The sequence below is a fragment of the Amycolatopsis sp. NPDC041971 genome, from assembly GCF_055588925.1.
The window spans coordinates 214,304-240,776 of the sequence record NZ_JBVJCE010000015.1; the positions used below are offsets into that span (position 1 = coordinate 214,304).

General features: G+C 68.6%; 22 protein-coding genes and 2 pseudogenes. 12 read left to right on the forward strand and 12 right to left on the reverse strand.

The window, feature by feature from the left end:
- Positions 1-11: 11 nt before the first annotated feature.
- The gene (locus ACZ6DT_RS27855) at positions 12-1,772 is read right to left on the reverse strand and encodes a hypothetical protein (RefSeq protein ID WP_465600503.1); all 1,761 of its coding nucleotides are present in this window, start codon (positions 1,770-1,772) and stop codon (positions 12-14) included.
- 214 nt (positions 1,773-1,986) lie between these two features.
- Here ACZ6DT_RS27855 and ACZ6DT_RS27860 point away from each other — a divergent pair, with 214 nt between their 5' ends.
- Entirely contained in the window at positions 1,987-2,850 is an 864-nt protein-coding gene (locus ACZ6DT_RS27860; RefSeq protein WP_465600505.1) for a sigma-70 family RNA polymerase sigma factor, read from the forward strand.
- 28 nt (positions 2,851-2,878) lie between these two features.
- Complete coding sequence (locus ACZ6DT_RS27865) at positions 2,879-3,355, forward strand: carboxymuconolactone decarboxylase family protein (RefSeq protein ID WP_465600508.1); 477 nt, start codon at positions 2,879-2,881, stop codon at positions 3,353-3,355.
- Between the two features lie 155 nt (positions 3,356-3,510).
- On the opposite strand, the gene ACZ6DT_RS27870 is transcribed toward ACZ6DT_RS27865, so the two are convergent.
- Positions 3,511-5,256, reverse strand: a complete 1,746-nt coding sequence (locus ACZ6DT_RS27870; protein ID WP_465600510.1) for a BCCT family transporter — start codon at positions 5,254-5,256, stop codon at positions 3,511-3,513.
- 217 nt (positions 5,257-5,473) lie between these two features.
- Positions 5,474-5,617 carry a hypothetical protein gene (locus ACZ6DT_RS27875; RefSeq protein ID WP_465600513.1) on the reverse strand — a complete coding sequence of 48 codons (144 nt, stop codon included), beginning with the start codon at positions 5,615-5,617 and terminating at the stop codon, positions 5,474-5,476.
- Between the two features lie 86 nt (positions 5,618-5,703).
- On the opposite strand from ACZ6DT_RS27875, the gene ACZ6DT_RS27880 reads away from it, so the two are divergent.
- On the forward strand, positions 5,704-6,660 hold the full coding sequence (locus ACZ6DT_RS27880; RefSeq protein WP_465600516.1) for a GlxA family transcriptional regulator: 957 nt from the start codon (positions 5,704-5,706) through the stop codon (positions 6,658-6,660).
- Here the strand turns inward: ACZ6DT_RS27880 and ACZ6DT_RS27885 are convergent.
- Together ACZ6DT_RS27885 and ACZ6DT_RS27890 are read right to left on the reverse strand one after the other, a co-directional pair.
- Entirely contained in the window at positions 6,648-7,214 is a 567-nt protein-coding gene (locus ACZ6DT_RS27885; RefSeq protein WP_465600518.1) for a hypothetical protein, read from the reverse strand. The two genes, ACZ6DT_RS27880 and ACZ6DT_RS27885, sit on opposite strands and share 13 nt — an antisense overlap.
- Before the next feature lie 57 nt (positions 7,215-7,271).
- Positions 7,272-7,460, reverse strand: coding sequence for a hypothetical protein (locus tag ACZ6DT_RS27890; protein WP_465600521.1), 189 nt, complete (start codon positions 7,458-7,460; stop codon positions 7,272-7,274).
- 250 nt (positions 7,461-7,710) lie between these two features.
- Here ACZ6DT_RS27890 and ACZ6DT_RS27895 point away from each other — a divergent pair, with 250 nt between their 5' ends.
- A complete protein-coding gene (locus ACZ6DT_RS27895) occupies positions 7,711-8,265 on the forward strand; it encodes a TetR/AcrR family transcriptional regulator (RefSeq protein WP_465600523.1) in 555 nt (184 codons plus the stop codon).
- A 20-nt stretch (positions 8,266-8,285) separates the two neighbouring features.
- A complete protein-coding gene (locus ACZ6DT_RS27900) occupies positions 8,286-9,482 on the forward strand; it encodes an FAD-dependent monooxygenase (RefSeq protein WP_465600526.1) in 1,197 nt (398 codons plus the stop codon).
- A gap of 104 nt (positions 9,483-9,586) precedes the next feature.
- On the opposite strand, the pseudogene ACZ6DT_RS27905 reads toward ACZ6DT_RS27900, so the two are convergent.
- Positions 9,587-10,842, reverse strand: a pseudogene (locus ACZ6DT_RS27905) (HNH endonuclease signature motif containing protein).
- A gap of 159 nt (positions 10,843-11,001) precedes the next feature.
- Between ACZ6DT_RS27905 and ACZ6DT_RS27910 the strand changes: the two are divergent.
- A pseudogene (locus ACZ6DT_RS27910) lies at positions 11,002-11,268 on the forward strand (transposase); the annotation flags it as partial.
- A 340-nt stretch (positions 11,269-11,608) separates the two neighbouring features.
- On the opposite strand, the gene ACZ6DT_RS27915 reads toward ACZ6DT_RS27910, so the two are convergent.
- Complete coding sequence (locus tag ACZ6DT_RS27915) at positions 11,609-12,358, reverse strand: SDR family NAD(P)-dependent oxidoreductase (RefSeq protein WP_465600529.1); 750 nt, start codon at positions 12,356-12,358, stop codon at positions 11,609-11,611.
- A 448-nt stretch (positions 12,359-12,806) separates the two neighbouring features.
- Between ACZ6DT_RS27915 and ACZ6DT_RS27920 the strand changes: the two genes are divergently transcribed.
- The 4 genes from ACZ6DT_RS27920 to ACZ6DT_RS27935 all read left to right on the forward strand — a co-directional run bounded on the left by ACZ6DT_RS27920 (position 12,807) and on the right by ACZ6DT_RS27935 (position 17,254).
- On the forward strand, positions 12,807-13,712 hold the full coding sequence (locus ACZ6DT_RS27920; RefSeq protein WP_465600532.1) for an AraC family transcriptional regulator: 906 nt from the start codon (positions 12,807-12,809) through the stop codon (positions 13,710-13,712).
- A gap of 78 nt (positions 13,713-13,790) precedes the next feature.
- A complete protein-coding gene (locus ACZ6DT_RS27925; protein WP_465600535.1) occupies positions 13,791-14,633 on the forward strand; it encodes a dioxygenase family protein in 843 nt (280 codons plus the stop codon).
- A 193-nt stretch (positions 14,634-14,826) separates the two neighbouring features.
- Positions 14,827-16,164: an erythromycin esterase family protein gene (locus ACZ6DT_RS27930; RefSeq protein WP_465600538.1), complete on the forward strand. Its 1,338-nt coding sequence runs from the start codon at positions 14,827-14,829 to the stop codon at positions 16,162-16,164.
- 118 nt (positions 16,165-16,282) lie between these two features.
- Positions 16,283-17,254 carry a sporulation protein gene (locus ACZ6DT_RS27935; RefSeq protein ID WP_465600541.1) on the forward strand — a complete coding sequence of 324 codons (972 nt, stop codon included), beginning with the start codon at positions 16,283-16,285 and terminating at the stop codon, positions 17,252-17,254.
- A 90-nt stretch (positions 17,255-17,344) separates the two neighbouring features.
- On the opposite strand, the gene ACZ6DT_RS27940 is transcribed toward ACZ6DT_RS27935, so the two are convergent.
- The 5 genes from ACZ6DT_RS27940 to ACZ6DT_RS27960 all read right to left on the reverse strand — a co-directional run bounded on the left by ACZ6DT_RS27940 (position 17,345) and on the right by ACZ6DT_RS27960 (position 24,312).
- Positions 17,345-18,550, reverse strand: coding sequence for an acyl-CoA dehydrogenase family protein (locus tag ACZ6DT_RS27940; RefSeq protein ID WP_465600543.1), 1,206 nt, complete (start codon positions 18,548-18,550; stop codon positions 17,345-17,347).
- 195 nt (positions 18,551-18,745) lie between these two features.
- Complete coding sequence (locus ACZ6DT_RS27945; protein WP_465600545.1) at positions 18,746-19,933, reverse strand: GNAT family N-acetyltransferase; 1,188 nt, start codon at positions 19,931-19,933, stop codon at positions 18,746-18,748.
- A 46-nt stretch (positions 19,934-19,979) separates the two neighbouring features.
- Positions 19,980-21,680: an ABC transporter ATP-binding protein gene (locus ACZ6DT_RS27950; protein ID WP_465600547.1), complete on the reverse strand. Its 1,701-nt coding sequence runs from the start codon at positions 21,678-21,680 to the stop codon at positions 19,980-19,982.
- Positions 21,677-23,413, reverse strand: a complete 1,737-nt coding sequence (locus ACZ6DT_RS27955; RefSeq protein WP_465600549.1) for an ABC transporter ATP-binding protein — start codon at positions 23,411-23,413, stop codon at positions 21,677-21,679. The genes ACZ6DT_RS27950 and ACZ6DT_RS27955 overlap by 4 nt, the downstream gene beginning before the upstream one ends.
- Positions 23,410-24,312: an alpha/beta hydrolase gene (locus ACZ6DT_RS27960; RefSeq protein WP_465600552.1), complete on the reverse strand. Its 903-nt coding sequence runs from the start codon at positions 24,310-24,312 to the stop codon at positions 23,410-23,412. The genes ACZ6DT_RS27955 and ACZ6DT_RS27960 overlap by 4 nt, the downstream gene beginning before the upstream one ends.
- A 96-nt stretch (positions 24,313-24,408) precedes the next feature.
- Here ACZ6DT_RS27960 and ACZ6DT_RS27965 point away from each other — a divergent pair, with 96 nt between their 5' ends.
- Both ACZ6DT_RS27965 and ACZ6DT_RS27970 read left to right on the forward strand, forming a co-directional pair.
- Positions 24,409-25,443 carry a PucR family transcriptional regulator gene (locus ACZ6DT_RS27965; protein WP_465600554.1) on the forward strand — a complete coding sequence of 345 codons (1,035 nt, stop codon included), beginning with the start codon at positions 24,409-24,411 and terminating at the stop codon, positions 25,441-25,443.
- A gap of 172 nt (positions 25,444-25,615) precedes the next feature.
- The gene (locus ACZ6DT_RS27970) at positions 25,616-26,332 is read left to right on the forward strand and encodes a S1 family peptidase (protein WP_465600557.1); all 717 of its coding nucleotides are present in this window, start codon (positions 25,616-25,618) and stop codon (positions 26,330-26,332) included.
- Positions 26,333-26,473: the final 141 nt, after the last annotated feature.

The window sequence follows — 26,473 nt, forward strand, 5'->3', positions numbered from 1 at the left end:
AGCGGAATCCTTCACCGCAGAACCGAGCTGACCGGCACGATCGTGCCGTCGGGGATCCATTGCCCCGCGTAGTTCCGGTCGGCGATCATCCCGACGGCGTGCGGTTCGCCCGGGTACATCGGCATGGCGTTGACCTGCGCCGCCGCGAAGATCTGGACGTCGCCGTTCATCGACCTCCACTGGTCGCCCAGCCAGCTGCGGAAGCCGCCGAGCGTGGGGCTTTCGCCACCGAAGGCATTGCCCGCGGCGACAGCGAAGCTCACGGCGACCTGTTCGCGCGGGTCGAACCTCAGCGGCAGGGAGGAACTCGCCACGGAGTTGACGATCGGCCCGTTGAGCAGCCAGGGCGCCAGGTACAGGCCGTACTGATGGGTCGGCTTGAGCCGCTGGGACTCGGCCGCGCGGGTCATCGCCGTGTAGCCGCCCGCCCAGCCGGACACCACGACCAGCGCGGTATTCGGGCCCGCCTCGGTCTGCACCGGCAGGCCGAGGCGTGCGGCGGTCTCGCGGACCAGTTTCGCGGCGGCCACGCTGCGCGGCGAGCTGTCCTCGACAAGGGTGAGCGCGGAAGGCTCGCGCTCGGCGAGGAACTCGACAAGTTTGACGAGAGAGCCGCTGTCCTCGCTCGAAAGCGCGTCGGCTGGGCAGGAGGTGAGGACCTCACGCCGGTCGGCGATCAGGCCGCCCAGTGCGGCCGAAGCGCACTCGGGCGCGTCCGTGTCCGCGATGGCGTGCCCTTCTTCCTCACCCGCGTCGACCTCGATGGTCGTCTTCTCCTCGCCGCGGCCGATGATCAGGTCGCTGCGGCCCTTCGGCAGGTTGATCTCGGCCCAGGTGCCTTCGGCGCCGGGGCGCACGATGGCTTTGCCGATCAAGCCGCCTTCGATCCCGGCGGACAGGTCTTCGCCCGCGCTCGCGGGAAAGTGGACGAGGTTCTTGCCTGGTCGCTGCGGGCTCACCAGCACCGGGAACCGCTGGTCGCCGATGGCGGCGTCCGCGAGCAACGCGACACCGGGGATCGGCGATTCGGGCGATTTGGGAATGGCCGCGAGGGCGCTCCAGGCAAGGAAACCGACGGCCACGGCGACCGCGCCGAACCGGTAGGCCCGCGTGGAATCCGTGCCGGTGACGAAGAATCCCGCGACCACGGTGGCGAAGACCGGGAGCAAGGCGATCACGAGCAACGTGAGACCGAAGAGCGTGCCGTAGATCCGGCGGTCGAAACCCAGACCGGAGGAGAACAACTGGACCGCACCCGCGACGACGAGAAGCCCGCCCAGTGTCAGCGAAAGCGGGCCGAGCCGGAAGTTCGTCTGACGCCATTGCCCGGCGGGTACCCAGACGGAAAGAACGGTGACACCGAACCACAGGGCCGACGCGGCGACGTAGACGGTGTCGATGGCGAACTCGATGCCCGTCCGTCCGAGCGAGGTTTCGAGCACCACCAGCGCGGCGAGTGCGAGGGAAGCCCAGCGGCCCGCCGACGGCCAGCGGATCAGGACGGGAATCGCCAGTGCCAGCACGAGATGCACGACCAGCGCGACGACGTTGACGTCGGTCGCGAAGGCGGAAACCGCGGCCAGCGCGGCGGAAACCCCGCCCAGTACGGCGACGGTGAGGTGGAGGCGACGGGGCAGCTCGCCCACGAGCGGGCGAAGGATTCCCGTGCCGGCGAGGAAAGCGGTCGTCAGCAGGAGGCCGAGCCGAAGTACGACCAGGGCGATGTCGACTCCGGTCGAACCCGAACTCGCCGGTATGACGTGGTGATCCATGGGGACCTTCTCCGAGCAGATCGGCGGAGCCGTGGGGGGGGGGGGGGGGGCGCCCCCCCCCCCCCCCCCCCCCCCCCCCAACCCCCCCCCCCCCCCCCCCCCCCCCCCCCCCCCCCCCCCCACCACCTGGACCGCGGCCTCACCGGCGCCGGTTACCTTTCTCGCGTCGCGTTCGTCATGTCCATGACGGGTTCGGCGCGAGAAAGGTATCGACATGACCGGCGAGGCCCTGGCCAGCGCGTTCGAAGAGCAGCGCGGGCGTCTGGTGGCCGTGGCACACCGGATGCTCGGTTCGCGCGCGGACGCCGAGGACGCCGTCCAGGAGGCCTGGTTGCGGCTGGCCCGTCAGGACGCCGACACGATCGACAACCTGTCCGGCTGGCTGACCACCGTCGTCGGCCGCGTCTGCATCGACGTCCTGCGTTCCCGCAAGACGCGCCCCGAAGATTCCTACGACGAGCCACCCGAACTGCTCGTGCTCGAAGACTCGCCGGAAGAGGACGCGCTGCTCGCCGAATCGGTCGGGGTGGCGCTGGTCGTGGTGCTCGACACCCTCGGCCCCGCCGAGCGGCTGGCCTTCGTACTGCACGATCTGTTCGGGGTCCCGTTCGCCGAGGTCGGCGAGATCCTCGGCAAATCCGCGGCCGCGACCAAGATGCTCGCCAGCCGCGCCCGCCGGAAGGTGCAGGGACGGCGTCCGGCCGACGAGCCCCGGCAGCACGCGGTCGTCGAGGCGTTCCTCGCGGCCGCGCGCGAAGGAGACTTCGACGGTTTGATCGAGATGCTCGACCCCGACGTGACGTGGCGCTCGCAGAGCCGGCACGGTGAGGTCGTGCGATCGGGTGCCGCCGAGGTGGCCACGCGGGCCCGACACGGGGCGCGCGCCGTCGTCACCACTCGTCCCGCGCTGGTCAACGGCAAACCGGGAATCGTGTCGTGGAGCAGGACCGGCAGGCTGCTGGGCGTGATGTCCTGCACCGTCGTCGACGGCCGCATCGTCGAAATCGAGTCCGTGAGTGACCCGCGTCGCCTCGCGGCCATGGGTGTTACCTCTCGGAAGTCCTCCTCGTCGAAGTAAGTGAACACCGACGAGAAGGAGGAATACCGTGCAGGCAAGGCTCGAATACCTCAAGACCGCTCTCGCGCCGAAGCTGGTGAAGCATCTCGTTTCGGCCGCGAAAGTCCTCGACGGCAGCGAACTTCCTTTGACGACAAGGGAACTGGTGAACATCCGGGCCAGCCAGATCAACGGCTGCGCCGGCTGCCTCGACATGCACACCAAGGACGCGGCGCAGGCGGGGGAGACCACGACCCGGCTGAACCTGATCGCGTGCTGGCGCGAAGCGACGGTCTTCACCGAGGGCGAACGCGCCGCGCTGGAACTCACCGAGCAGGGTTGCCGCCTCGCCGACGGCGCCGGTGTCACCGACGAGGTGTGGGCGGCCGCCGCCAAGCACCACGACGACGAGCAACTCGTGGCGCTGGTGACCCAGATCGCGCTCATCAACGCCTTCAACCGGCTGAACGTCATCACCCGGCAGCCGGCGGGCGACTACACGCCGGGCCAGTTCGCGGGGCATTGATGGATACCGCACTGTGGATCGTCGCCGGTCTGCCGGCCGTCATGTGCCGCTACCTCGCGCTGTGCGCTTTCGTCGCCATCGGACGCGCCTGAAGTACATGAAGGCCCCATCCTCGCGCCTGGCTACAGGATGGGGGCCTTCATGTACTCACGAGATCAGGAGCGCTGTTTCGCCCGTCCGAGGATGCGACGGCGGCCGTGGCCGTTGGTGCGTTCCTCGTGCAGTTCCTTCAGCGACAACATCATCGCGTCTTCCTGCTTCATCAGCGGGTCGTCGCGCAGGTCCTTCCAGACCGACACGCACAACCCGACCATCACGAACACGAACGGCACCGCGATCAGGATGGTGAGATTCTGCAGACCGGTCAGCGCCTTGTTCCCGCCGACCAGCAGCATCACCGCCGCGACGGCGCCCATCAGCACACCCCAGAAGATCACGACGGTCTTCTTCGGATGCACGCTTCCGCGCTGGGACAAGGTGCCCATCACCACCGACGCCGCGTCCGCGCCGGAGACGAAGAAGATGGACACCAGGATCATCACCAGGATCGCGATCGGGATGAACCACGGCAGGGTCTCGAGCAGTTCGAACGTCGCCGACTGGGCACTGTCCGCGCCCGCGATGTCGGTCCCGGCCCGTTGCCTGCTGATCGCCGCGCCGCCGAAGATCGCGAACCAGATCAGGCTCACGATGCTCGGAATCGCGATGACACCGAAGATGAACTGCCGGATGGTGCGGCCGCGGGAGATCCGCGCGATGAACATGCCGACGAAGGGTGTCCACGAGATCCACCACGCCCAGTAGAAGACCGTCCAGCCGCCGAGCCAGGTCTGCATCTCCTCGCCACCGGTCATTCCGGTGCGGCCCGACATCTCCGCCAGTTCGCGGAAGTAATCGCCGATCGCGCCCGGCACGATGTTGAGGATCAGCACGGTCGGTCCGACCACCAGCACGAACACCGCGAGCACCGCGGCGAGCACCATGTTGATGTTGGACAGCCACTGGATCCCCTTGGCCACGCCGGAAACCGCCGAAGCGATGAACGCGATGGTGAGGATCGCGATGATCGCGACCAGCAGGCCCTTGCCGGGATCGTCGATCCAGCCGACGGCGCCCATTCCGCCACCGACCTGCAGCGCGCCGAGGCCGAGGGACGCGGCCGAACCGAACAGGGTGGCGAAGATCGCCATGATGTCGATCGCCTTGCCCAGCGGGCCTTCGGTGCGCCGCTTGCCGATCAGCGGCGCGAACACCGAACTGATCAGCTGGGTGCGGCCCTTGCGGAAGGTGCTGTAGGCGATCGCGAGACCGACCACCGCGTAGATCGCCCACGGGTGCACGGTCCAGTGGAACAACGTCGTCGCCATCGCGGTGTGGACGGCTTCGTCGGAATTCGGGGCCGCGGTGCCCGGGGGCGGGCTCGCGAGGTGGGAGACCGGTTCGTACACCCCGAAGAACATCAGGCCGATGCCCATGCCGGCGCTGAACATCATCGCGATCCACGACGACGTCCGGAATTCGGGCAGTTCCTTGTCCCCGCCCAGCGGGATCCGGCCGTAGCGGCTTATGGCCAGACAGACCGCGAAGAGCACGAAACCGCTCGCGGTCAGTACGAAAGCCCAACCGCCGTAAGGGATCACGGCGTCGTTCAACAAGGTCGACGCGACACTCGCCAGGTTTTCCGGGGCCAGCACGCCCCAGACGATGATCGCGAGCGCGAGCACCGCGGCCACACCGAAAACGGTCCGGTCGGTCTCGGCGGGGCGTTCGGAGGCGAGGTCGAGGGGGACGTGCTCATCGGGCGGGTGGCCCGGGCCTGTCGTATCCGGTGCGTGGGCGAGGTCCGACGCGGTCTCCGCGCCTACCTCTTCTTCCGCTTGTTTACCGTCCTGCGAACTCATGTTCAGCCACGCGCCGATGACAGCGCGATCTCCTTCCGCCCGAGTTAGCCCGTTTGCACCACTGCACCCTAACCAGAAAACTGGTACCCGGCAGAGAATGCGGCAGAAGAGGTTTAAACCGGTATATGCGGTTTGACCTCGGCGGATGGGAGCTTCGTCACCGGCCCTGGCGGGGAACGTGTCTCTCGTGACATCGGGTCATGGAGATCGCGGCGGCTCAGACCGCGGCGCCGCCTGTCCGAAAAGGCCTGCCGAGCGGGTCACCACCGGCGGTGTCCGGGCGTCCTTGGCGCCTGTGGTTGCGGTTCAGGAGGTAAGTAACGAGGGCGATCAGGGCGAGGGTGACGATGATTGCGGTCATGGCAGTAAGTTTGCGCCGATCGACATTCTGCCAAAAGTGGCAGTTCTGTCGTTGTGCGGCAAAATCCTGCCAGCTATGCTCGGGCCATGCTGAAGAGCGTCGCCGTGGTACTGCTGGACGACTTCGCCGCCTTCGAGTTCGGGGTCGTCTGCGAGGTGTTCGGCTACGACCGCACCGAGGACGGAGTGCCCTTGCTCGACTTCCGCGTGTGCGGGGAGCGGGCGGGAGAACCGCTCAGCCTCGGCCACGGTGTCAAGGTGACGCCGGAACACGGTCTCGAAGCGACCGAGGACGCGGACCTCGTCGTCGTCCCCGCCTGCGACGTGCGCGACGAGTACCCGCCCGCGGTGCTCGAAGCGCTCCGCGCGGTCGCGGCGCGGGGAGCCACGCTGCTTTCGGTCTGCACCGGCGCTTTCGTGCTGGGCGCCGCCGGCCTGCTCGACGGGCGGCGGTGCACGAACCACTGGCGGCACAGCGCCAGGTTCCGGCACCGGTTCCCGTTGGCGCGGCTGGATCCGGATGTCCTCTTCGTCGACGACGGTGACATCATCACCAGCGCCGGAACGGCCGCCGGCATCGACGCCTGTCTGCATCTGGTCCGGCGCGAACTCGGATCCGCCGCGGCCACCGCGATCGCCCGGCGCATGGTGGTGCCGCCGCAGCGCGAGGGCGGGCAACGCCAGTTCGTCGAGGTGCCGATCCCGGAGTGCACCGGTGACAGTCTCCAGCCGGTGCTCACCTGGATGCTCGACACCATCGCCCACGAACACTCCGTCGCCGATCTCGCCCGCCGGGCACGGATGTCCGAGCGTACCTTCGCTCGCAAGTTCGTCGCCGAGACGGGCACCACGCCGCACCGATGGCTTTCGACGCAGCGGGTCCTGCACGCGAGGTCGCTGCTGGAAGAGACGACGATGGGCATCGACGAGGTCGCGCGCCGCTGCGGTTTCGGCTCGGGAGCCCTGTTACGCCACCATTTCCACAAGGTCGTCGGGGTTTCCCCGCAGGACTATCGCCGGACCTTCGCGCCTCAGCGTGTCTGAAGCAGTCCGGCCAGCGCGTCCACGAGGAGTTCGTCGCGGCTGCCGCCGATCAGGTCGTCCAATTCGGGCATCGCCACGGCGGAATCGACCCAGGAGTCGTCTTCGTCGTCGACGGTCATGAACCGCGCCAGCATGCCGCGCGTGCCGAAGCCGCGCAGGAACGCGCCCAGTGCCGGTGCCAGCAGGGACACCATCAGCCGGTCGCCGAGCGGGACGCGGCGCCAGTCCTCGGAGAACCCCGGACCGTCGAGGTCGGGCCGGACCGTCGGCACGAGGAAGGTGTCGGCCTTCAGATCCTGCACCACGAGTCCGAGGCGTTTGTTCCGCGCCGCGAGCCGGTAACTCGCGGTCAGCCGGGACACCGATCTCGCGTCACCGACTCCCTCGGCCGCCACCACGTCACAGTCGTTCGCCTGCCGCCGGACCGCGTCGAAGTAGGCCTGCGTTCCGATGTGCACCATGGGGAACAGCCGGAAGCCAAGTGCCGATCCCTTGGCGCGAAGGGTCAGCACCACGGCGCGGACACCCAGTTCGTTCACGACGATGATCTCCATTGGCCCCTCCTCCCTGTGGGGGGAGAACGCGCGGTGGGGCCGGAAGGTTGCCCCGGTTCAGTCCTTCGGTGCCTTGGTGAAGAAGCCGAGGGACTGGGCGAGGACCGCTCCGCCGACCATCACGGCGATCGGCAGGGTCTTGACCCAGAAGGCGTCCGCGTCGAGCGAGACCAGCAACGCGATCATTCCGCCTGCCAGCACGAGCAGGACGAGCATTCCCAATGCGACCCGGGGCTTCGAGACCATGTGTCCTCCAAAAATGAGTTCGGAGAGCAAGCCTCGCGATGGCACCGAGCCGGAGCGAGGTCATTTTTGCCGCGTTGGGATTTTCGGTTCATCGCGGAGTGCGACGTGCAGCACGCCACTGTCCGCGCATTAGTGCCTCTCCGATGCTTCGCTGACCGGCCGTGCGTCCTTCAGGCCAGCGAGTTTGCGCGGTAATCGGATCCAGGCATACGCTCAGGGCAGTCGTACAGGACGAATGCCCTAGGAGGCGATGGTGGCAGGATCCCCGGCGGCGGAACGTGGCCAGGCCGTGCGGCGGCGGTTGCTCGAAGCGGCCGTCGCACTCGTGCCCGAACTCGGCTGGTCCGCGGTCAGCACCCGGATCCTTGCCGACCGCGCGGGTGTCACGCCGAGCGTCGTGCACTACCACTTCCCTTCGTTGCGGGCCTTGTTGATCGAGGCCGTGCTGGGAGCCATGCGCGAGGTCGCCGTCGCCTTCGAACCGGCGCTGGAAACCGTCGAGACGCCCGCCGACGCGGTGGACGCGCTGCTGGCGTCGGTCGGCGAGTACTCCGGCACCGACCCGATGTCGTTGCTGTTCGCCGAGGCCTGCCTCACCGCGACCCGCGACGACACCCTGGGTGAGGGCATCCGCGAAATCCTCACCGGTATGCGCACCCGATTCGGCGGCTGGTTGGCCGACCGCGGCGTGGCCGAAGCCGAAGACACCGCCGCGGTGCTTTTCGCCGCGGTGGACGGGCTTCTGCTGCATCGGGCACTCGGCCGCGACGTCTCTCCGGCCGTCCTGCGCAGGCTGGTCGGCTGAACCGAAAGGGAGGAACCCCGATGAAGGTGGCGATCTGCGGTGCCGGGATCACCGGACTGGCGCTGGCGCACCGGCTCGCGGCGTCGGACGTCGAGGTCGTGGTGCTGGAACGTGCCACGGGGCCGCGAGAACAGGGCTACATGGTCGACTTTTTCGGTCCCGGCTTCGACGCGGTCGAGGAGATGGGCCTGCTGCCCCAGGTCGAAGACGCCGCATACCAGGTCAACGAAGCGAGTTTGCTGGACGAACGTGGCCGCCGCCGGGCGGCGATCGACTACGTCCAGTTCGCCAAGTCGGTGCGGGGCAGGCTTTGCAGCGTCATGCGGCCCGACCTGGAACGCGTCCTGCGTACCGGACTTCCGTCCACAGTGGACGTCCGGTTCGGCGCCGGCGTCACGAACGTCGAGGATCTCGGTGACCGCGTACGGATCACCTTGGCGGACGGCGAGACGGTCGAAGCCGACCTGCTGGTCGGTGCTGACGGGATCCATTCGACCGTGCGACGGCTGGTCTTCGGTGAGGAGAGCCGGTTTCTGCGTCACCTCGGTTTCCACACGGCGGCCTTCGTCTTCGAGGACGATGAGATTCGTGCGCGGGTGGGGGAGCGGTTCTGCCTGACCGACACCATCGGGAGGCAGATGGGCTTCTACGGTCTCCGCGACGGCAAACTAGCGGCGTTCGCCGTGCACCGCACGACCGATCCGGCCCTGCCCGACGACGCGCGAGCGGCACTGCGCGCGAACTACGGCTCACTCGGCTGGGCGGTACCCAAGGCACTCGATCTCTGCCCGCCCTCCCGCGAGGTCTATTACGACCAGGTCGCGCAGGTCGAGATGCCGTCCTGGAGCCGAGGCCGGGTCGTCCTCGTCGGCGATTCCTGTTACGCCGTCTCCCTTCTCGCCGGTCAAGGCGCTTCGCTCGGGATCGCGGGCGCCTTCGTCTTGGCCGAACAACTCACCCGGTCTCCCTCGATCGAAGCCGCGTTCACGGAGTACGAAAAGCTGGTCCGCCCGGTGGTGACCGAAAAACAACAGGTCGCCCGCCGAGGCGCACGATGGTTCCTGCCCGCGAACCGGTTCCTGCTGCGGGCGCGCCGGGTTTTCCTTCGGATGGCAACGCTTCCGGGCCTCGAACGACCACTCGCGGCCGCCGTCACGGGAAAGTCGACGGCCCTGGTGACGAACTTGAGGCGAGGGGCCGAGATCCGAAGCCGGTGATGGCGCCGTTGAGCTCGGTTCGGCCGAGGTTCGGCTACTCGATGGCGCGATCGGGTCGCTGAGACGGACTTTCACGGTTCCGATGCCTGAAACACGGGTTCGGTCTATACCCTGAGGTGCATGGTGTTGCGTCTGGGTGTTCCGGTGGGGTCGAGGTAGGCGGGTGCGGTGAATTCCGGCAAGCCGTCTTGGGCGAGCTGGACTTTCCATTGGCTGTGGTGGATGAGCCGGTGGTGTTTGGTGCACAGCAGCACGAGATTGTCGATCTTCGTTTCGCCGTGGTGTCGCCAAAAAACGATGTGGTGGGCCGTACAGCGGGGCACGGGCATATCGCAGCCCGGGAACGCGCAGCCACCATCTCGGATGGTGAGCGCATACTTCTGTGCCAGGGACACGGTCCGTTTCGATCGGCCGATGTCCAAGGGTTCGCCTGCGGTGCCGAGAACTCCGGGTCGCACGCGGGCATCACAGGCGAGGATCCTTGCGTCGGTCGCACTGATCGGCCGCACGAGGTCCAGATGGGCTTCCCCGATGTCCCGGATCAAGTCGTCGTAGGACATGGTGACCAGAATGTGCGTCGCCTCGCCCGCCTGGCCGGGAAGGTTCCGACTGGTGGTCTTCAACCGCACATAATCGGTGAAGGCATCCCCATAGCGCTCATCCTGCGTACGGAGTCCCGCACGCCGTCGATGGCCTTGTGCGGCTTGGCCATCGGGTCGAGGTCGGATTTCAGGCGGGCATATGTTTCCAGGTCCAGGGTGGCTTTGAGGCCGAGGGTACCGTCGCGGTGTTTGACGAACCGCATCTCCGGACGGACGTCTTTCGGGTCCTCGGTGCGGGGCTCTTTGCCGTCCGGATCCAGCTTGTCCAGCAGGCGGCGCCCAGCGCGGGCGATCTGCCGCGGCCCGGCGTGCCGAGCCAGATCGACGAGGATCTTCTCCCCAGCTCGTACGTCCTCTTCCGGAACGGTGGACGGGGTGCGGGCGAGGGTGCGGATGATCGCGTCGATCTGCGAACCCCCGATCGCGCCCTCCGCAGCAGCGTCGGCCGTCAACGGCGCTAGAGGTGGCTCGGGATCTCCGCCGATAGCCGGACCTGGATGCAGCGCCAGCACGCGGTCGGCGCGGGCACTGGCTTCCTTGTCCGTCACACGAAAGTCCTCGAAAATCAACGCCGCCCACGTCGAATGACCAGAACACCCCCGCACCCCACGGGAATTGATTTCCGCCAAAATAGCATTCTGCTCCGCATCGATCCGACGCTTCTGAAACTCGAGTTCCTGTTTGCGAGCGTGCAGCGTCGCGGTATCGACGCGCCACCACTCGGTGGACGTCTCCGGGGATGCGTCATCGCTGGCCACAACCCCATACTACTCCAAATCGAACAGGTGTGCTAGCTCGAATGGCCTAAATGGTGAAGATTCCTAATGCACGTGCAGAGAAAGTAGCGAAGCGCTGCGAAGGTACTTAAGAACGTGTCTTACGTGGTGATCGGTCACTGGTAAGCGATGACCCTGGCTGTGGTTGATCGTTTGTCGTTACGGTTGGTTCCGGATGAGCTGTGGGCCCTTGTGGAGCCGCTGATCCCGGAGTTTGAAGTGCGTCCGCAGGGTGGCGACACTGCCCCGGTGGACCCTCGTGCGGTGTTCACCGCGATCGCGTACGTCCTGACCAGTGGGTGTGCGTGGCGGGATCTTCCGCCATCGTTCGGGGTTCCGTTCCAGACCGCGCATCGTCGGTTCGGCCAACGGACCAAAGCCGGACTGTGGCGGCGTTTGCACTACGCGAAAGCCGAACACTTCCTCGCCTTCTTCATCCTCGCGGCCAGCCTCACCTGCCACAAGAAACTCCGCAGACTCACCACATGAGACGCCCTCTTACAGAAGGAGGTCGGCTAGTGGCGCGAAGAGTGCTCCGGAAACTATAAAGACACCGTGACCCGTTCCCGCGCCGCCGTTCACGTAAGCGAGGGAAATCGCCGTAGCGGCGGAGTCGAGCGCCCTGGCAGTCGAGGCGTACCGCCGTTGTCGGGGCTTCGACCACCAGGCCGCCCCAGTACACCGACGCTCACACGCGAAAGAAACCTCCGCGACGTCAGTTGAGACAGCGTCATCGAACACGCACCGGTCACCACGTGGGACGAGCCGACACGCCCCCGTCCACGGTCAGGTTCTGCCCGGTGATCCACGCCGCGAGCGGCGAGGCGAGGAACAGGCAGGCGTTCGCGACGTCGTCGGGCGTGCCGAGTCTGCCCAACGGCGCGGCCTGGTGCCAGCGTCGGACGCCCTCCGGCCAGGCTTCGCCGAGTCCGGGGCGGTCGATCAGGCCGGGGGAGACGGCGTTGACGCGGATGCCTCGCGGTCCGTATTCGAGCGCGGCGGCGCGGGCGTGCATGACCAAGGCGGCCTTCGCGCTGCTGTAGTGCGCGTGTCCTGGCGCGGGCTGGGCCGCTTCGATCGACGCGATGTGGACGATACTGCCGCCGTCCATCGCTTCGGCCGCGGCTTGTGTGCACGAGAACGCGCTGGTGAGGTTCGCGTCGAGGACGGCACGCCAGCTTTCCGCCGTCATCCCCGGCAAGGGTTCGACCGGCTGCACGCCGGCGTTGTTGACCAGGGTGTCCAGCTGCCCGGTCCAGGCCGCGGCGGCGGCGATGAGACGCCGGCATTCGCTGTCGTCGGTGAGGTCGGCGGCGAACGTCGCGGCGGTGCCGCCCGCCTTTTGGATCCGCTCGACGACGGCGAGCGCCGAAGCCTCGTCACGGTGGTAGTGCACGGCGACGGCGCTGCCGGCTTCCGCGAAACGCCGGGCGATGCCGCGGCCGATACCGCCGCTGGCCCCGGTGACGAGGGTGGTGGTGCCGATCAGGTCGAGCATCGAGGTCCTTTCCGTAGCGCGAGCACGGCCGTGACGGCGAGCCAGGCCGGCACGGCCTGTCCGGGTCTGGTCGTGTGAAATGAGGTGCCGCTGATTCCGGACGCCCGCCGAACCAGCGGCGCGCGGAGGCCTCCGCTGAACACAACGGCCGAGGCGGTCATGAAGGTGCCCATCGCGCCACGGATGTTCTGTGTGTCGAGAAGGACAATAGGAATGCCATCGGCGTCGGAAAGTGGCAAGGCGCCGTGGGATCGCCCGCCGTCGCCCATGCGACGGCGCCTGCGGAGCGGCCACCGGGCCCGACCGCGCGACTGGTGGGGTGACCCCTCGGACGTGCGTCGATGATCTCGACTGTACCGCTCGGATGAGAAGCGACTTCCGTCGGCAGTCAGCGCACCCTCTATTGGTCTAGACTTTTCCTTCCCAGTGTGGTGAAAGGGACCGGACCATGCGCGGAACGACGGTGTTGCCCAGGACGCCTTGCCTGCAACCGAAGGCGGGGGAATTGCCACTGCATCGGCTGGAGGTCCGGGCGCCGGACGCCCTGCCGTTCACGGTCGGCACCTTCGACACGATCGGGCCGATGTCGCGGGCGGCGTTCCCACATCGGCACACGTTCTACGAAATCGTCCACGTCACGGGCGGCACCGGCGACCATGTCATCGATTTCACGCGCTGGGAATTGGGGCCACCACAACTCGCGGTCATAACGCCGGGGCAGGTGCATCATTGGGATGCCCAGGATCTCAGCGGATTCGTCGTGTTGTTCACCGACGATTTCCTGCTCGAACATCCGGCGGATCGCGAGACCCTGCGACGGCTGAGCCAGCAGCCGTGGCGGCTCGACGAACGCGCGGCCGAGGAGACGGCTCGGCTGGTCGCGGAACTGGACGAGGAATTCCGTTGTGGCGGGCAGGGTACCGATTCGGTGCTGCGGGCCCTGATGCACGTGCTGATCGTGCGGGCGGGGCGACTCCCGGGACTGGCGGATCCACGTCCGCCGGCCAGGACTCAGGCGGTGGGAACGGAATTCGCCCGGTTGCTCGGACGGCCCGACCTCGGGCTCTGGTCGGTCGGCGCGCTCGCGGAACGTATCGGCGTCACACCGGGATATCTGACCGACGCGGTGAAAACGGCGACCGGCCGGACGGCGGCACAACTGATGCGCGAGGCGAGGACACGGGAGGCGAAACGGTTCCTGCTCGGTACGGATCTCACCGTCCGGCAGGTCGCCAGCCGGGTCGGATTCGCGGATCCCGCGTATTTCTGCCGGTTCTTCCGGCGTGAAACGGGACTGAGCCCCGGTGATTATCGCCGGACCGGGGACGCGGCCCCGGAGATTCACCACGACTGACCAACTCAGTCCATCGTCCGCAGCTGATCTTCTCCATACCGTCGAGGGTGATTCCCGAAGCCCCCACGAGGAGCAGGTATGGACGAAGAGAACAAGCTCAGCCGAAAGACTGTGCTGAAGGCGGCACTGGCCGCCGGTGTCGCCGCCCCGGTCGCCTTGATCGGCGGCCCCGCGCTCGCGCGCACCACTGTCGCGAGCGGCCAGGCACCCGAGCTGACCCCGGCCTGTGACGACGGTGACGACCCGACCCCGCCGCAGACCGAAGGTCCTTACTTCAAGCCGAATTCCCCGCAGCGGACGTCGCTCGTCACGCCGAACACGCAAGGCACGAGGCTCACCGTCTCCGGCTACGTCTTCGGTCTCGGGTGTCTTCCGATCGCCCGGGCGCTGCTGGACTTCTGGCAGGCGGACGTCAACGGCGCCTACGACAACGTGGGGTACACCTTCCGCGGTCACCAGTTCACCAACGACCAGGGCGCGTTCTCGCTGAGCACGATCGTGCCCGGTCTGTACCCCGGTCGTACGCGGCACATCCACGTCAAGGTCCAGGCCCCCGGCAGGCCGGTGCTGACCACGCAGCTCTACTTCCCCAACGAGCCGCGCAACAACACCGACTCGATCTTCGACCCGCGGTTGCTCATGACCGTGCGCGACCAGCCTCCCGGCAAGCAGGCCGCGTTCGACTTCGTGCTGAACGTGCCGCAGACACCGACGTCGACCTCACGGCCGACCAGTACGACGCCGACGACGTCGACTTCGACCTCCAACCCGCCCGGCGGGACGACCTGGGCCGCGGGAACCGGCTATTCCGCGGGTACCCGGGTCACCTACAGCGGTCGCGGTTATGTGTGCTTGCAGGCGCACACGGCCCAGCCTGGCTGGGAGCCGCCGTCCACACCCGCGTTGTGGCGCGCGGAGTGACGGACAGCCGCTGCGGAGGGAGATAAACGCGGGTGGATTCCCGCCGCCGGGACCCACACCCCGGCGGCGGGGTCCACCCGCTTTTCGCGGGGTGGGGTTTTCCCCACCCCGAAGTAGGAGCTTAACTACAGCGCGCCCACCCCGGTCCGCGGACGATGATCGTCTTCGACATCGGAGTGAAGGGGCGGACGGTATGAAAGAGCATCGGAAACGGCTGGGGAGACGGGCGGTCCTGTCCGCCCTGGTGGTGATGACGGGTGCGGTACTCGCTCCCGTCGCGAGCCCGGCTTTCGCCGCCGAGACGGCCTGGCGGGACCCGGTGCGGTCGCTGGAACGGGCGGCGTATCCGCTGCGCTCGACCGAACCCGGCCGGAACACGGCCGATCTGCGGGCACTGGGCGGGATGATCGGTGGCGCGAAGGTGGTCGGCCTCGGCGAGGCCACTCACGGCTCCCACGAGTTCTTCACGATGAAGGAGCGGGTGTTCCGCTATCTCGTCGAGGAAAGAGGGTTCCGGGCCTTCGCGCTGGAGCTGAGCTGGTCCGCCGGCCTGGAGATCGACGAATACGTCCAGACCGGCAAGGGTGACGTCCGGGAGCTCGCGAAGCGGACGTTGGCCGGTTCTCCGTGGGATCGCGAGGAGTTCGTCGCCCTGATCCGGTGGATGCGCGACCACAACCGCGCGCACCCGGGCCGCACCGTGCACTTCGTCGGTGACGATCTCGGCGCGCCTTCGGTGAACGACGCGTTCTTCGCCAGGATCACCGGCTACGTGCGTCAGCACCATCCCGCGCACTCGGCCCGGCTGGACCGGTTCTACACCGGTCTGCGCCCGATCGACGACGCGTTCGCCTACCTCCGCAAACCCCTCGACGAACGGCAGCGGCTCGCCACCCAGGCAGAGGGAGCGTATGAGCTGGTCAAGGGCCTGACCGGCGCGGACGGCCACGACTGGGCCGAGCAGCACGCCCGGTTCGTCGCGCAGACCGCCCGGTTCCTCGCCGTCGACCTCGCGGACCCGCGATCCCTGCCCGCCGCGCAGATCCTGCGCGACCGGGCGATGGCGGAGAACGTCGCCTGGTGGCAGCGGAAGACCGGCCACAAGATCCTGCTCTCCGCGCACAACGGCCACGTCTCCTACGTCACCGACAACCCGAAGCTCTACCCGAAGACCCAAGGCGCCTTCCTGCGCGAAACACTGGGCCGGGACTATCTGCCGATCGGATTCAGCTTCGACCGGGGTTCGTTCCTGTCCAAGGACACTGCGGTCGGTGGTGATTGGAAGCGCTTCTCCGTCCCCGCGGCGCCGTCCGGTTCGAACGAGCACACCCTCGACCAGGTCCGGTTCGAGGACTTCTACCTCGACACGCGCACCGCTCAGCCGTCCGCGCGCGCCTGGCTGGACGTGGCCCGGCCCACTCGCACCATCGGCACCCAGTTCCCCGTCGATCCGGCAGGCATCTCGCTCGGGCGCTCCTACGACGTCGTCATCCACCTGCACGACGTCCGTCAGGCCGATCTGAGAAGGTAGTGACGCCTCGCCCGCTTAGAGGTCTTCAACCCGGTTCGGCTGGCGGCCGACGGCGGATCTCGGTAGTAGTCGAAGTGTTCCGGCACTCTTGTTCCAGTACCAGCGGAGGAAATCCCTGATGTTCAAACGGATGCTCAGCGCCTTCGGGGTCGGCGGCCCGTCCGTCGACACCGTGCTCGACTCACCGCACGCCGTTCCCGGCGAGGTGATCACCGGCCAGGTCCGCATCCAGGGCGGTTCGAGCGACGCCCAGATCGAGGAGATCCTGCTTTCGCTGGTCACCAGGGTCGAGGTGGAGCGCGGCGACCACGAACGTGCCGGGACCGCGGAGTTCCTGCGGGTCAGCGCCGGCCGCAAGGTGAAGGTGACGGCGGGGGAGCTGACCACCGTGCCGTTCCAGCTCGCGTTGCCGTGGGAGACGCCGATCAGCGCCGTCGGCGGGCGGGAGCTGCCGGGCATGGTCGTCGGCGTGCGGACCGAGCTCGTCATCGCCGGCGCGCCGGACAAGGGCGACCTCGACCCGGTGCTGGTCGGCCCGCTGGAATCGCAGGATCGGGTGCTGGAGGCGTTCGGCGAGCTGGGCTTCTCGTTCCGCAGCGCCGACGTCGAGGCCGGGCAGTTGCACGGCGTCCGGCAGGAACTCGGGTTCTTCCAGGAGATCGAGTTCTTCCCGCCGTCGCGCTACGCCGGCCGGGTCAGCCAGGTGGAGCTGACCTTCGTCGCAAGTCCCGACGACCTCGTCGTGGTGCTGGAAGCCGACCGGCGCGGTGGCATGTTCCGCTCCGGCGGCGACTCCTTCGGCCGCTTCCATGTCTCGCACGAGGAGGCTCTGCGCACCGACTGGACCGCGGCCATCGACGGCTGGCTGGCCAAGGTCGCCGAGTCCGGCGGCGGGCACGCCATGTTCGGTGGGCACCAGGAGCACTACGGCCACGACCACGACCACCACGGCCATCACGGTCACCACGGCAGGCGTGGTCCGGGGATGGGCGGCATGGTCGCCGGTGCCGCGGCCGGGGTGGTCGGCGGCATGATCCTCGGCGAGGTCATGGAGGACGCCTTCGACGGCGGCGAAGGCTTCGAGGAGTGATCCGGCTCCTGGGCACACCGGCATCGGTGTGCCCAGGGGGCACTTCGCGGTCAAGGGCGCCAGAGGTTTCCCGCGCCGCTACGGCTGGGCTCAGGTGTACCAGGTGGGTTCCGGAAGCTCGTTCAGCAGCGCGTAAGCACCGACTTCGCGGCGTTTGTAGGCCACAGGGTCGTGGAGCGAGTGCGTGCGCAGGTTACGCCAAAAGCGGTCCAGACCGAATTTCGTGGCGCTCGCGCGGGCGCCGGTCAGCTCGAAGACCTTCGTACCGATCTCCAGTCCGGTGTCGATCACCCGCTGTTTGGCGGCGGCGATGAGGACCGCGATCTCGCCGCGGGCCTCGGGTGTCAGCTCTTCACGTGGCGCGTGCAGTACGGTCGAAATCGCCGCTCCGGCCTTGTCCACCAACGCTTCGGCCGCCCACAGCTTCGACTGGAGGTCGCCGTAGCCTTCGAGGATGTACCACTCCTCGCCGGCGGAGGTCTTGTCGTCGCCGCCGTACGGCCACGCGCGGGTGTGTTCGCGCGTGTACGCCAGCGCGGTTTCCAGCGCTCCCTGCGCGATGCCGAGATAGAAGTTCGTGAACACCAGCTGGATCGCCGGGACGTTGAGCGTGTTGTAGGTCAGGGGCCGGAACGTCTTGTCGACGTAGCCCGCCGCGTTCGCCCACGGGACGCGTACGCCGGTGATGGTCACGCTGCCCGATTCGGTGAGCCGCTGGCCGATGTTGTCCCAGTCGTCATGGAAGACGATACCGTCCTGTTTGGACGGAACGATGGCGAAGACGTGGTCCTCGGTGCCCTCGAGGACGCCTTCGAGCACGGTCAGATCGGAAACCTTGCTCCCGGTCGAGAACGACTTGTGTCCGTTGTAGACGATTTCGTCGCCGTCCTCGCTGATCTTCAGATCGGAATCGCGAGGGTTGACAGCGCCGCCGAAGAAGAAGTTGTTCCGCGTGTACAGCTCTTCCACCGCGGCGATCTGTTCGTCGGTCGCCACCAGGCGGGCGGCCCACGCCCAAAGGTAGTGATAGCCGAGCAGCTGGCCGATGGAGCCGTCGCCGCGCGCGACCTCGCGGGTCACGCGATAGGCCGTCTCCCAGCTTTGGCCGCCTCCGCCGTGTTCGACAGGGCCGAGCAGCGTCACCAGGCCGGAATCCTTGAGCAGCTGGACTTCCGCGTACGGTGTTTCGTTCCTCCGGTCGCGCTCGGCCGCGTTCACCGCGAGTTCGGCGGCGACGTCTTTCGCGGCCGCCTGCCATTCACTGGCCGATCGGACCCGGTTTTCGGTCGTGGTCATACTGGATTCCGTTCTGTGCGAAGCCGAACGGGAATTCCGGGCAGGGCGGAGCGCCCGGAATTCCCGGTGATTTTCGGAAAGAGCGCGGAAGCTGATTCAGGCCGTACAGCGAAAGTCGTCCATGCGTCCGAGTAGAGCAGTGGCGCTACGGGGTGTCAACGAACGTCCGCGTTCTGGGACCGCGCCCCCTCGCGATCAGAACCAGTGCAGGCAGTGCGGGGAACGCTCGGTGCGGAAGAGCGCGTCGGCGAGCGCCGCCGCGTCCGGGCGGTGGGCCTGGACGCGTCCGGCCCGCACGAGCGTGCTCGGGGGCGTGCCGCCGAGATAGATCGAGCCCAGGTCGCTCACGTCCAGGGACAGGTCGGGCTCGGTGTCCGTCGGGACGCAGTCCGCCTCGCCGCCCCGGACGGCGAGCAGGTATCGGCCGTGCTCGCCGAGTGCCGGGTCGTCGACGTCGAGGACGAGTTCGCCGTCGGTCGGCCAGCCGCGGGCGGTGAGCGCGCGAGGGATGTCCAGCAGCCGTACCCAGAGCCAGTCCGTGTCGCCGCCGACTTCGCCGGCGCGGAAGTCCTCGAGCTGCCATCGCAGCGGATGGTCGGGCGGGCAGTGCTTGAACACGACCTCGGTGATCAGGTCGTGCCCGAGCACGAACCGCGCGAGCGCCGTGGACACCTCGTCGTCGACGGCGATGGTCTCGTCGACGTTCAAGGTGCTGGGCTCGGTGAGGGAATAGGAGGCGTACCCGTCCGGGGCGCCGTCGGCAGCACGGTGCACGGCGACGTACCGCGGTGCCCGGGAGATCGGCGGCTGCCCGGCCCCCGCGGACCACCAGCGGGGTGGACGGGACAGCGCGCCGGGCCGGGCGCGGCGGTACCGGTCGTAGATCCCTTCCAGGATCTCGCCGCACTCGGTCCGGCGCAGCACCTCGATCGAGCCGCCGTCCGCGTGGGGGACGGCGAAGGCGCCCCGATGGCGGCGCACCGTCAGACGCCGGGTGTAGGTCGCCGGTCCGTAGCCGAACCGGCGGTAGATCAGGGCCTCCGAAGCCAGCAGGACGGAGAGGAACTCACCCCGCTCCCGGAACTCGGCGAGCTGATGCCGCATCATCGCGCTGAGCACGCCTCGCCGCCGGTGCGAGGGCAGGACACCGACGGCGGTCACCCCTGCGGCCGGGACGACGATCTCACCGGGCAGGGTGAGCTCGAAGGAGTACGCGGCGGCCGTGCCGACGGGCCGCCCGTCCACCGTCTCGGCGAGCAGGCCGCGGTCCATTTCGAGAGCGGACCAGGTCTCGGCCGAGGTGTCCGGGAACCGGGCGAACGCGGTGAACATGGTGTCGACGAAGACGGCGCGGTCCTCGGCGGTCGTGGAACGGATCTTCACGGGCCCGATAGTCATCCGCACAGTGCATTGCCGTTCCCGGACGGCGTCAAGTGAGTTGCGGTTCCCGGAACGCGGCGTACCGGCCGCCCGCGCGGACCAGTTCGTCGTGACTTCCCTCCTCGGCGATCCGGCCGCCGTCCAGGAAGATCACGTGGTCGGCGCGTTCGACGGTCCGCAGCCGGTGCGCCACCATCACCACGGTCCGGCCCGCCATGAGCCGGTCCATCCCTTCGTGGACGGCCGTCTCGTTGACCGGATCCAGTGCCGACGTCACCTCGTCGAGCAACACGATGGGCGCGTTCTTCAGCAGGGCGCGCGCGATCGAGACCCGCTGGCGTTCCCCGCCGGACAGCAGCGTGCCGCCCTCGCCGACGTGCGCGGACCAGCCGCCGGGCAGCCGCTCGATCACCTCGTCCAGCCGTGCCGCCGTCGCGGCGGCCCGCACTTCGTCGTCGTCGGCGTCCGGACGGCCGAGCCGGACGTTCTCCTCGATGGTGCCGTCGAAGAGGTACACGTCCTGGAACACGATCGCGATCCGCGACATCAGCTCCTCGGTGCCGATGTCGCGGACGTCGACCCCGCCGACGCGCACCGCCCCCGAATCGACGTCGTGGAACCGCGCGATCAGCTGCAGCACCGTGCTCTTCCCCGCGCCCGACGGCCCGACGACGGCGAGTCGCTGTCCTTCGTGGACGGTCAGCGAAAGACCGTCGACCACCGCCCGCCCGCCGCGGGTGAAGACGGCGGAGTCGAACTCCAGGTCGTGCCGCGCCGGCCGGACCGGCTCCGCCGGTTCCGGCAGCGGTTCGGTTCGCAACACCGCGTCGAGCCTTGTCAGCACCGAGCGCGCGCCGCGAAGCTTTCCGCCGATGTCCGACAGCGACAGCAACGGATCCGCGCAGCGCGCGGCCAGTACGAGGATCGTCAGCACCTCGGCCGCCCCGATGTCCCCGCCGAGTGCGAGGAAAGCGCCCAGTACCAGCAAAACGGTGAACATCGCCTGCACCGTGAAGGTCAGCCCCACGACACCGGGCAGCGCCGCCAGCGTGGAGCGGCGGTTCGCCCGCTGGAGATCCCGTAGCGCATCGTCGAGCGACCGGAATCGTTCCGCGGTCCGCCCGCCCGCCCGAAGCACCGGCTGGGCCTGCAGATACTCGATGACCCGGCCGGTGGCCTCGTGCCCCCGTTCGGTGCCTTCCTCGTCGGCGGCGGCCATCGAGCGGCCCGCCCGGGCCTGGATCACCGCCACGACCGGGACGGCGATCAGCGCGGCCAGCCCCAGCCGCCAGTCGAAGACGAGCATCACGAACGTGATCGTCAGCGGGGTGACGCAAGCGGCGATGAACGGCGCCAGCAGATGCGCGATCACGCCCATCGCCTGGAGCACACCGGGCCCGGCCAGCACCGACACCTCGCCGACCCGGTTCGAGCCGTACCAGCCGATCGGGAGCCGGGCGAGATGGTCGCCGAGCCGGTGGTACATCCCGCGCAGCAACGTCGTCCCGGCACGGAACCCGGAGAGATCGGCGCGGTAGCGCAGGATCGCGAACACCGCGACGGCCACACCGAACGCGACCAGCCACCCGACGGCGTCGCCCGGTGTGCTCCCGAGCAAGGCCCGCAGCAAGGGGACCAACAGCGCGTAGGACAGACCCTCGACGATCGCGGTCGTCGTCATCAGCGCCACGGTGCGTCGCACGGGCGGCGCGTGGTCGGGGCCGAGGACACTCAGCAACAACCGGATCATCGGACTTCCCCCTGTGGTTCGGCGGAGTGGCGGGAACGCCAGAAGGCGGCGAACTTCCCGTTGTCCGCCAGCAGTTCCGCGGGCTTCCCGCGTTCGGCGATGGTGCCGTTCTCCAGCAGCACGACGGTGTCGGCGTCGATGACCGTTTCCAGGCGATGGGCGATGACCAGGACCGTACGGTCGGCCCGTGAAGCCGTCAGCGCCCGGCGCACGGCCAGTTCGGTCTGCGGATCGGCGAACGCGGTGGCCTCGTCGAGCACCAGGACGGGCGTGTCGGCGAGCAGTGCGCGCGCCAGCGAGATCCGCTGCGCCTCGCCACCCGACAGGCCGGTTTCCTCATGAAGCACCGTCTCGTATCCGCGCGGCAGTTCGAGGATCCGGTCGTGGATGTTCGCCGACCGGGCGGCACGCACGATCTCGTCGAGACCGGCGTGCGGGACGGCCAGCGCGATGTTCTCCGCCATCGACGCGCGCAGCAGACGGACGTCCTGGAACACGAAAGAGACTTTGCGGTACAGCTCCCGGCTGCCGAGTTCGCGCAGATCGACCCCACCCAGCGACACCGATCCGTGCGTCGGGTCGAAGAACCGCGGCAGCAGGGTGACCAAAGTGGACTTCCCGCCGCCCGACGGCCCGACGAGGGCGGTGACCGTCCCCGGTTCGAGCACCAGATCGATCCCGCGCAGGACTTCGTGCCCCGCTTCGTAACCGAACCGGACGTCACGCAGCTCCACCCGATGTCCTCGTGGAGCGACGGGATTCGACGGCTCCGGCAACGGCGGCACCTCGAGCACGTCGCGGATCCGGCCGGTCGCGCGCCGGGCGGCCTGAAGCTCGTCGAAACCGTGGCCCAGTGCGGCCACCGGCGCGGTCAGTCCCAGGCCGAGTACCAGGAACGGCAGGAGATCGACCGGGGCGAGGCCGCCGCCGGTGATCAGGATCGTGCCACCGACCAGGACGATCAGCAGGACGAACGGCGGCGACAGCGCCAGCTGCATCCCCGCCGCCGGCCCGGCCATGCCCCGCACCCACCGGGTGAAGGTGGCGACGAAAGCGTCCGCGGCGGTGCGGAACCTGCGGTGCGCGCGGCCCGCTCCGCCGAACGCCTTGACCACGGCGATGCCCTGGACGAACTCGACCACCGAACTCGAGATCCCCGCCATGCCCCGGTCGAATTCCTCCTGTTCGCGCAGCCGGGAAGGCGTCATCATCAGCGGGACCAGCGCCACCGCCAGCACGACCGGGATCAGCGTGATCAAGGTGAGCCGCCAGTCGATGGTGAGCAGATAACCCAGTGATACCAACGGAACGACGAAGGCGGAGACGAGTTCGCCGGGGGTGTGGGCGATGAACGGGTGCACGGCGTCGACGTCCTCGCCGACGACCTTGGCCAGCTCGCCGGTCCGGCGGCCGGAGAACCAGCCGATCGGCACGCGGCCAAGGCGTTCGGCGAGCAGGCGGCGGAACGTGAGCTGGACGCGGCCGTCGAGCAGATGCCCGATCCCGGACGACGCGGCCGTGAACAGCGACCGGACGAACATCCCGGCCGCGCCCACGAGCACCGCCGTCCAGACGCGGCCCTCGTCGACCGGACCGGGCCCCAGCAGCGCGCGGCCCAGCTCGACGACGGCCAGCAGCGGCGCCAACCCCGAGACGGCGCCGATGATCCGCAACCCGACGACAGCGGCGAAAGTCCCGGCGAAGGGGCGCAGCAGGCGGGCCGGTGCCGTCATGACTCGGCCAGCGCACGGCGCAGGACGTCACCCAGTTCGTCGATCTGACGGCGCGACACCTCGGCGGACAGGATCGCCTGCGACCCGTGGAAGGTGCCGGACCACTGGTGCAGTTCGACCGAAACCCCCGCCTGCAGCAAACGGACCGCGTAGTCGATGTTCTCGTCGCGGTTGGGGCAGAGTTCGGCGCTGGCCATGTACGCGGGCGGGAGGCCGGAGAGATCGGTGGCCCGCGAAGGGGCGGCGTACGGCGAGGGCGCGGGCTTGCCGTCCAGGTAGTACCCCCACATCGAGGTGGCCTTGGCGCGGTTCATCCACGGCGTGTCGGTGAAGTTCCGCGCCGACCACGTCTCCAGCCGGTCGTCGAGCCCGGGCTGGTTGAGCAGCTGGAAGCAGATCGGCGGTCCTTGTTCGTCGCGTGCCCGCAATGCCGTCGCCGCCGCGAGCCCGCCACCCGCGCTGTGCCCGCCGATCGCGATGCGGTCCGGGGTGACGCCGAGTCCGGCAGCGTGCTCCGCCGTCCAGTTCAGCACGGCGTAGACGTCGTCGAGCGCGGCCGGGAACGGGTTTTCGGGAGCCAGCCGGTACTCCACGGAGATCACCACCGCGCCGGAGGCTTCGGCGATCCGGGCGGCCCACGGATGTTCGGTGTCCAGGTCGCCCATGACCCAGCCGCCGCCGTGCAGCCAGATGATGGCGCCCTGCGCCTCGTGCGGCCGGTAGATCCGGACCGGGACCCCGGGTTCGCCGGGCACCAGCCGGTCCTCGACGTCCATCGCCGACGTGTCCGGCTGGGGTACGGACGTGGCCAGCTTCGCGTAGCTCGCGCGCTCGGCGATCGGGTCGTCGAGCTTCGCCGGGGGGAACAGGGCGATGAAGGCTTCGAGTTCGGGATCCATGACGACGATCCTCCCGGCTCGCGGCCCGGAGAGCGGCCGCCGACCGTCGCGTGTGATCGCCCCTTCACGCGACGATCGCCGCGTACTCTCGCGGGCATGGAGGCATTGGCCGCACGGTTGTCGCATCTGGATCCCGACGCCGAGGGCGTGATCCGGATCGTGATGTTCTACGACACCCTGATGCGGCGGCGGGTCGACCTCCCCGCGCTCGCCCGCGCCACCGCGGGCCTGTCGGAATGCGTCGCGGGCATCCGGCTCCACGGCACCGGGCGCAGCATCCGCATGGCACCCGATGGCCATGAAGCCGCTCCCGGCCCCGTGCCCACGTCCGCCACGATGGCGATCACCCTCGACGACGAGGAGATCGGCACGGTGTGGCTGGAACGCGACGGAACGCCCGTCGCCCTCGACGACGCGGTGCTGGACAGGCTCGCGATCGCCGTGGCGACCGTCGTCGAACGGTACGGGCCCGCCCGCACCACCATGGCCGACCCGGCGTTGGTGGAACTCGTGATCAGCTCCGCCAGCGACGACGCCGCCAGGAGCCGGGCCTTACGGCTGCTGGGTTTCCCCGCGGACGCGCCGATCAGGGTGATCGCCGTCCGGTCGGGGATCCCGCTCGAGAAGCTGGGGAACCTGATCTGCCCCGGCCGCCCGGTCAAGGCCGCACCGCTCACGGACGTCGGCATCATCCTGACCACCGCGGTGGATCCTGCCCGGTTCCCGGAAGGCGTCCGGGCGGGGATCGGCGGTGCCGGATGCCCGCATCGGTCCTGGCAGGACGCCAGGACCGCGTTGCGGTTCACGACCGCGCGCCGTCCGGTGATCCAGTACGACGAACTCGGGGCGCTGGCGTTGCTCGCGCGGATCCCGGCGGAGGACACGCGGGCCAACGCCGACGTCGTCGCGATCACGAACCTGGCCGCGGATCCCGAGGACCTGCGGACGCTGGACGCCTACTGCGCGACGGGTTCCGTGCGCCAGGCCGCCGATTCCCTGCACCTGCACCACAGCAGCGTCGCGCGGCGGCTCACGCAGATCGGGAAGACCCTGGCCATCGACTTGACCGACCCTCTCGGCGTGACGCGGGCCAGGCTCGCCCTCACCGCTTGGCAGCTGCTCGGCGAGTGACTACCTAATGATCTTCACCGCGTACTCAAAAATCTCCTCCGGCCGTCATGGAAATAAACAGGTAGCCCGAGCGAACTTTCGTCGGTTCCTGGCTTCCCCTGGCACGACACAGAATCAGCGCGTTCGTCCCCACTGAAGCGGCCGGGATCCGGCCGCGGAAACGAGTCGGAAAATGCGACTGCGCTCTCTTGTCCTGCTGGCAGGTACCGCCTTCATGGCGCTGCTCGGTTCGACCGCCCCCGCCGCGACCGCCGCCGAGCCCTCGGGCGTGCAGCCGATGATCATCGGCGGCCAGTACGCGCAGAGCGGTCCCTGGGCGGCCCGGCTGTTCGTGAACGGTCAGCAGAACTGCAGCGCGACGATCATCGCGCCGCAGTACATCCTCACGGCCAAGCACTGTGTCGCCGGCAGTGGCAGCTACACCTTCCGGATCGGCAGCCTCGACCAGCAGAGCGGTGGCACCATGGCCACCGCGGCGAGCATCACCCGTCACTCGGGCGCGGACCTCGCCATCGTCCGGCTGACCAGTTCGGTCAACGCCACCTACGCGCCGCTCGGCACCACGAGCAACGTCGCGGTCGGCCAGAACGTCCAGGTCTACGGCTGGGGCGCGACCAGCCAGTGCGGTTCGGAGGTTAACTGCCAGTCCCGCTACCTGAAGGTCGCCACCGTCCGGGTCAACTCGGTCAACTGCGGTGACTACCACGGCGGTGTCGCGGTCTGCGCGAACCGCGTCGACGGCATCACCGCCGGCGGCGACTCGGGCGGCCCGATGTTCTCCGGCGGCCGCCAGGTCGGCGTCGCCTCGACCAGCGACCGGTCGAACAACACCGCCTACACCAACATCACCCGGTACCGCAGCTGGATCCAGCAGGTCGCCGGCGTCTGACCAAAGCCCTGTGCGTGGTGGGGGGGGGGTCTTTCCTCCCCCCCCCCCCCCCACCCCAAACCCCCCCCCCCCCCGCTCCTTTTTTCCTCTCCCCCCACCCCCGGGCGAACTCCGAGAACAACTTGGCGGTGACGGCTGCCG

Bases quoted from the DNA above. Each gene is read 5' to 3' on its own strand.
- ACZ6DT_RS27940 (WP_465600543.1), bottom strand. From the start codon at position 18,550: ATGACCACGACCGAAAACCGGGTCCGATCGGCCAGTGAATGGCAGGCG.
- ACZ6DT_RS27915 (WP_465600529.1), bottom strand. From the start codon at position 12,358: ATGCTCGACCTGATCGGCACCACCACCCTCGTCACCGGGGCCAGCGGC.
- ACZ6DT_RS27890 (WP_465600521.1), bottom strand. From the start codon at position 7,460: ATGGTCTCGAAGCCCCGGGTCGCATTGGGAATGCTCGTCCTGCTCGTG.
- ACZ6DT_RS27935 (WP_465600541.1), top strand. From the start codon at position 16,283: ATGTTCAAACGGATGCTCAGCGCCTTCGGGGTCGGCGGCCCGTCCGTC.
- ACZ6DT_RS27860 (WP_465600505.1), top strand. From the start codon at position 1,987: ATGACCGGCGAGGCCCTGGCCAGCGCGTTCGAAGAGCAGCGCGGGCGT.
- ACZ6DT_RS27965 (WP_465600554.1), top strand. From the start codon at position 24,409: ATGGAGGCATTGGCCGCACGGTTGTCGCATCTGGATCCCGACGCCGAG.
- ACZ6DT_RS27880 (WP_465600516.1), top strand. From the start codon at position 5,704: ATGCTGAAGAGCGTCGCCGTGGTACTGCTGGACGACTTCGCCGCCTTC.
- ACZ6DT_RS27885 (WP_465600518.1), bottom strand. From the start codon at position 7,214: ATGGAGATCATCGTCGTGAACGAACTGGGTGTCCGCGCCGTGGTGCTG.
- ACZ6DT_RS27960 (WP_465600552.1), bottom strand. From the start codon at position 24,312: ATGGATCCCGAACTCGAAGCCTTCATCGCCCTGTTCCCCCCGGCGAAG.
- ACZ6DT_RS27930 (WP_465600538.1), top strand. From the start codon at position 14,827: ATGAAAGAGCATCGGAAACGGCTGGGGAGACGGGCGGTCCTGTCCGCC.
- ACZ6DT_RS27870 (WP_465600510.1), bottom strand. From the start codon at position 5,256: ATGAGTTCGCAGGACGGTAAACAAGCGGAAGAAGAGGTAGGCGCGGAG.
- ACZ6DT_RS27900 (WP_465600526.1), top strand. From the start codon at position 8,286: ATGAAGGTGGCGATCTGCGGTGCCGGGATCACCGGACTGGCGCTGGCG.
- ACZ6DT_RS27955 (WP_465600549.1), bottom strand. From the start codon at position 23,413: ATGACGGCACCGGCCCGCCTGCTGCGCCCCTTCGCCGGGACTTTCGCC.
- ACZ6DT_RS27895 (WP_465600523.1), top strand. From the start codon at position 7,711: ATGGTGGCAGGATCCCCGGCGGCGGAACGTGGCCAGGCCGTGCGGCGG.
- ACZ6DT_RS27875 (WP_465600513.1), bottom strand. From the start codon at position 5,617: ATGACCGCAATCATCGTCACCCTCGCCCTGATCGCCCTCGTTACTTAC.
- ACZ6DT_RS27925 (WP_465600535.1), top strand. From the start codon at position 13,791: ATGGACGAAGAGAACAAGCTCAGCCGAAAGACTGTGCTGAAGGCGGCA.
- ACZ6DT_RS27855 (WP_465600503.1), bottom strand. From the start codon at position 1,772: ATGGATCACCACGTCATACCGGCGAGTTCGGGTTCGACCGGAGTCGAC.
- ACZ6DT_RS27950 (WP_465600547.1), bottom strand. From the start codon at position 21,680: ATGATCCGGTTGTTGCTGAGTGTCCTCGGCCCCGACCACGCGCCGCCC.
- ACZ6DT_RS27970 (WP_465600557.1), top strand. From the start codon at position 25,616: ATGCGACTGCGCTCTCTTGTCCTGCTGGCAGGTACCGCCTTCATGGCG.
- ACZ6DT_RS27920 (WP_465600532.1), top strand. From the start codon at position 12,807: ATGCGCGGAACGACGGTGTTGCCCAGGACGCCTTGCCTGCAACCGAAG.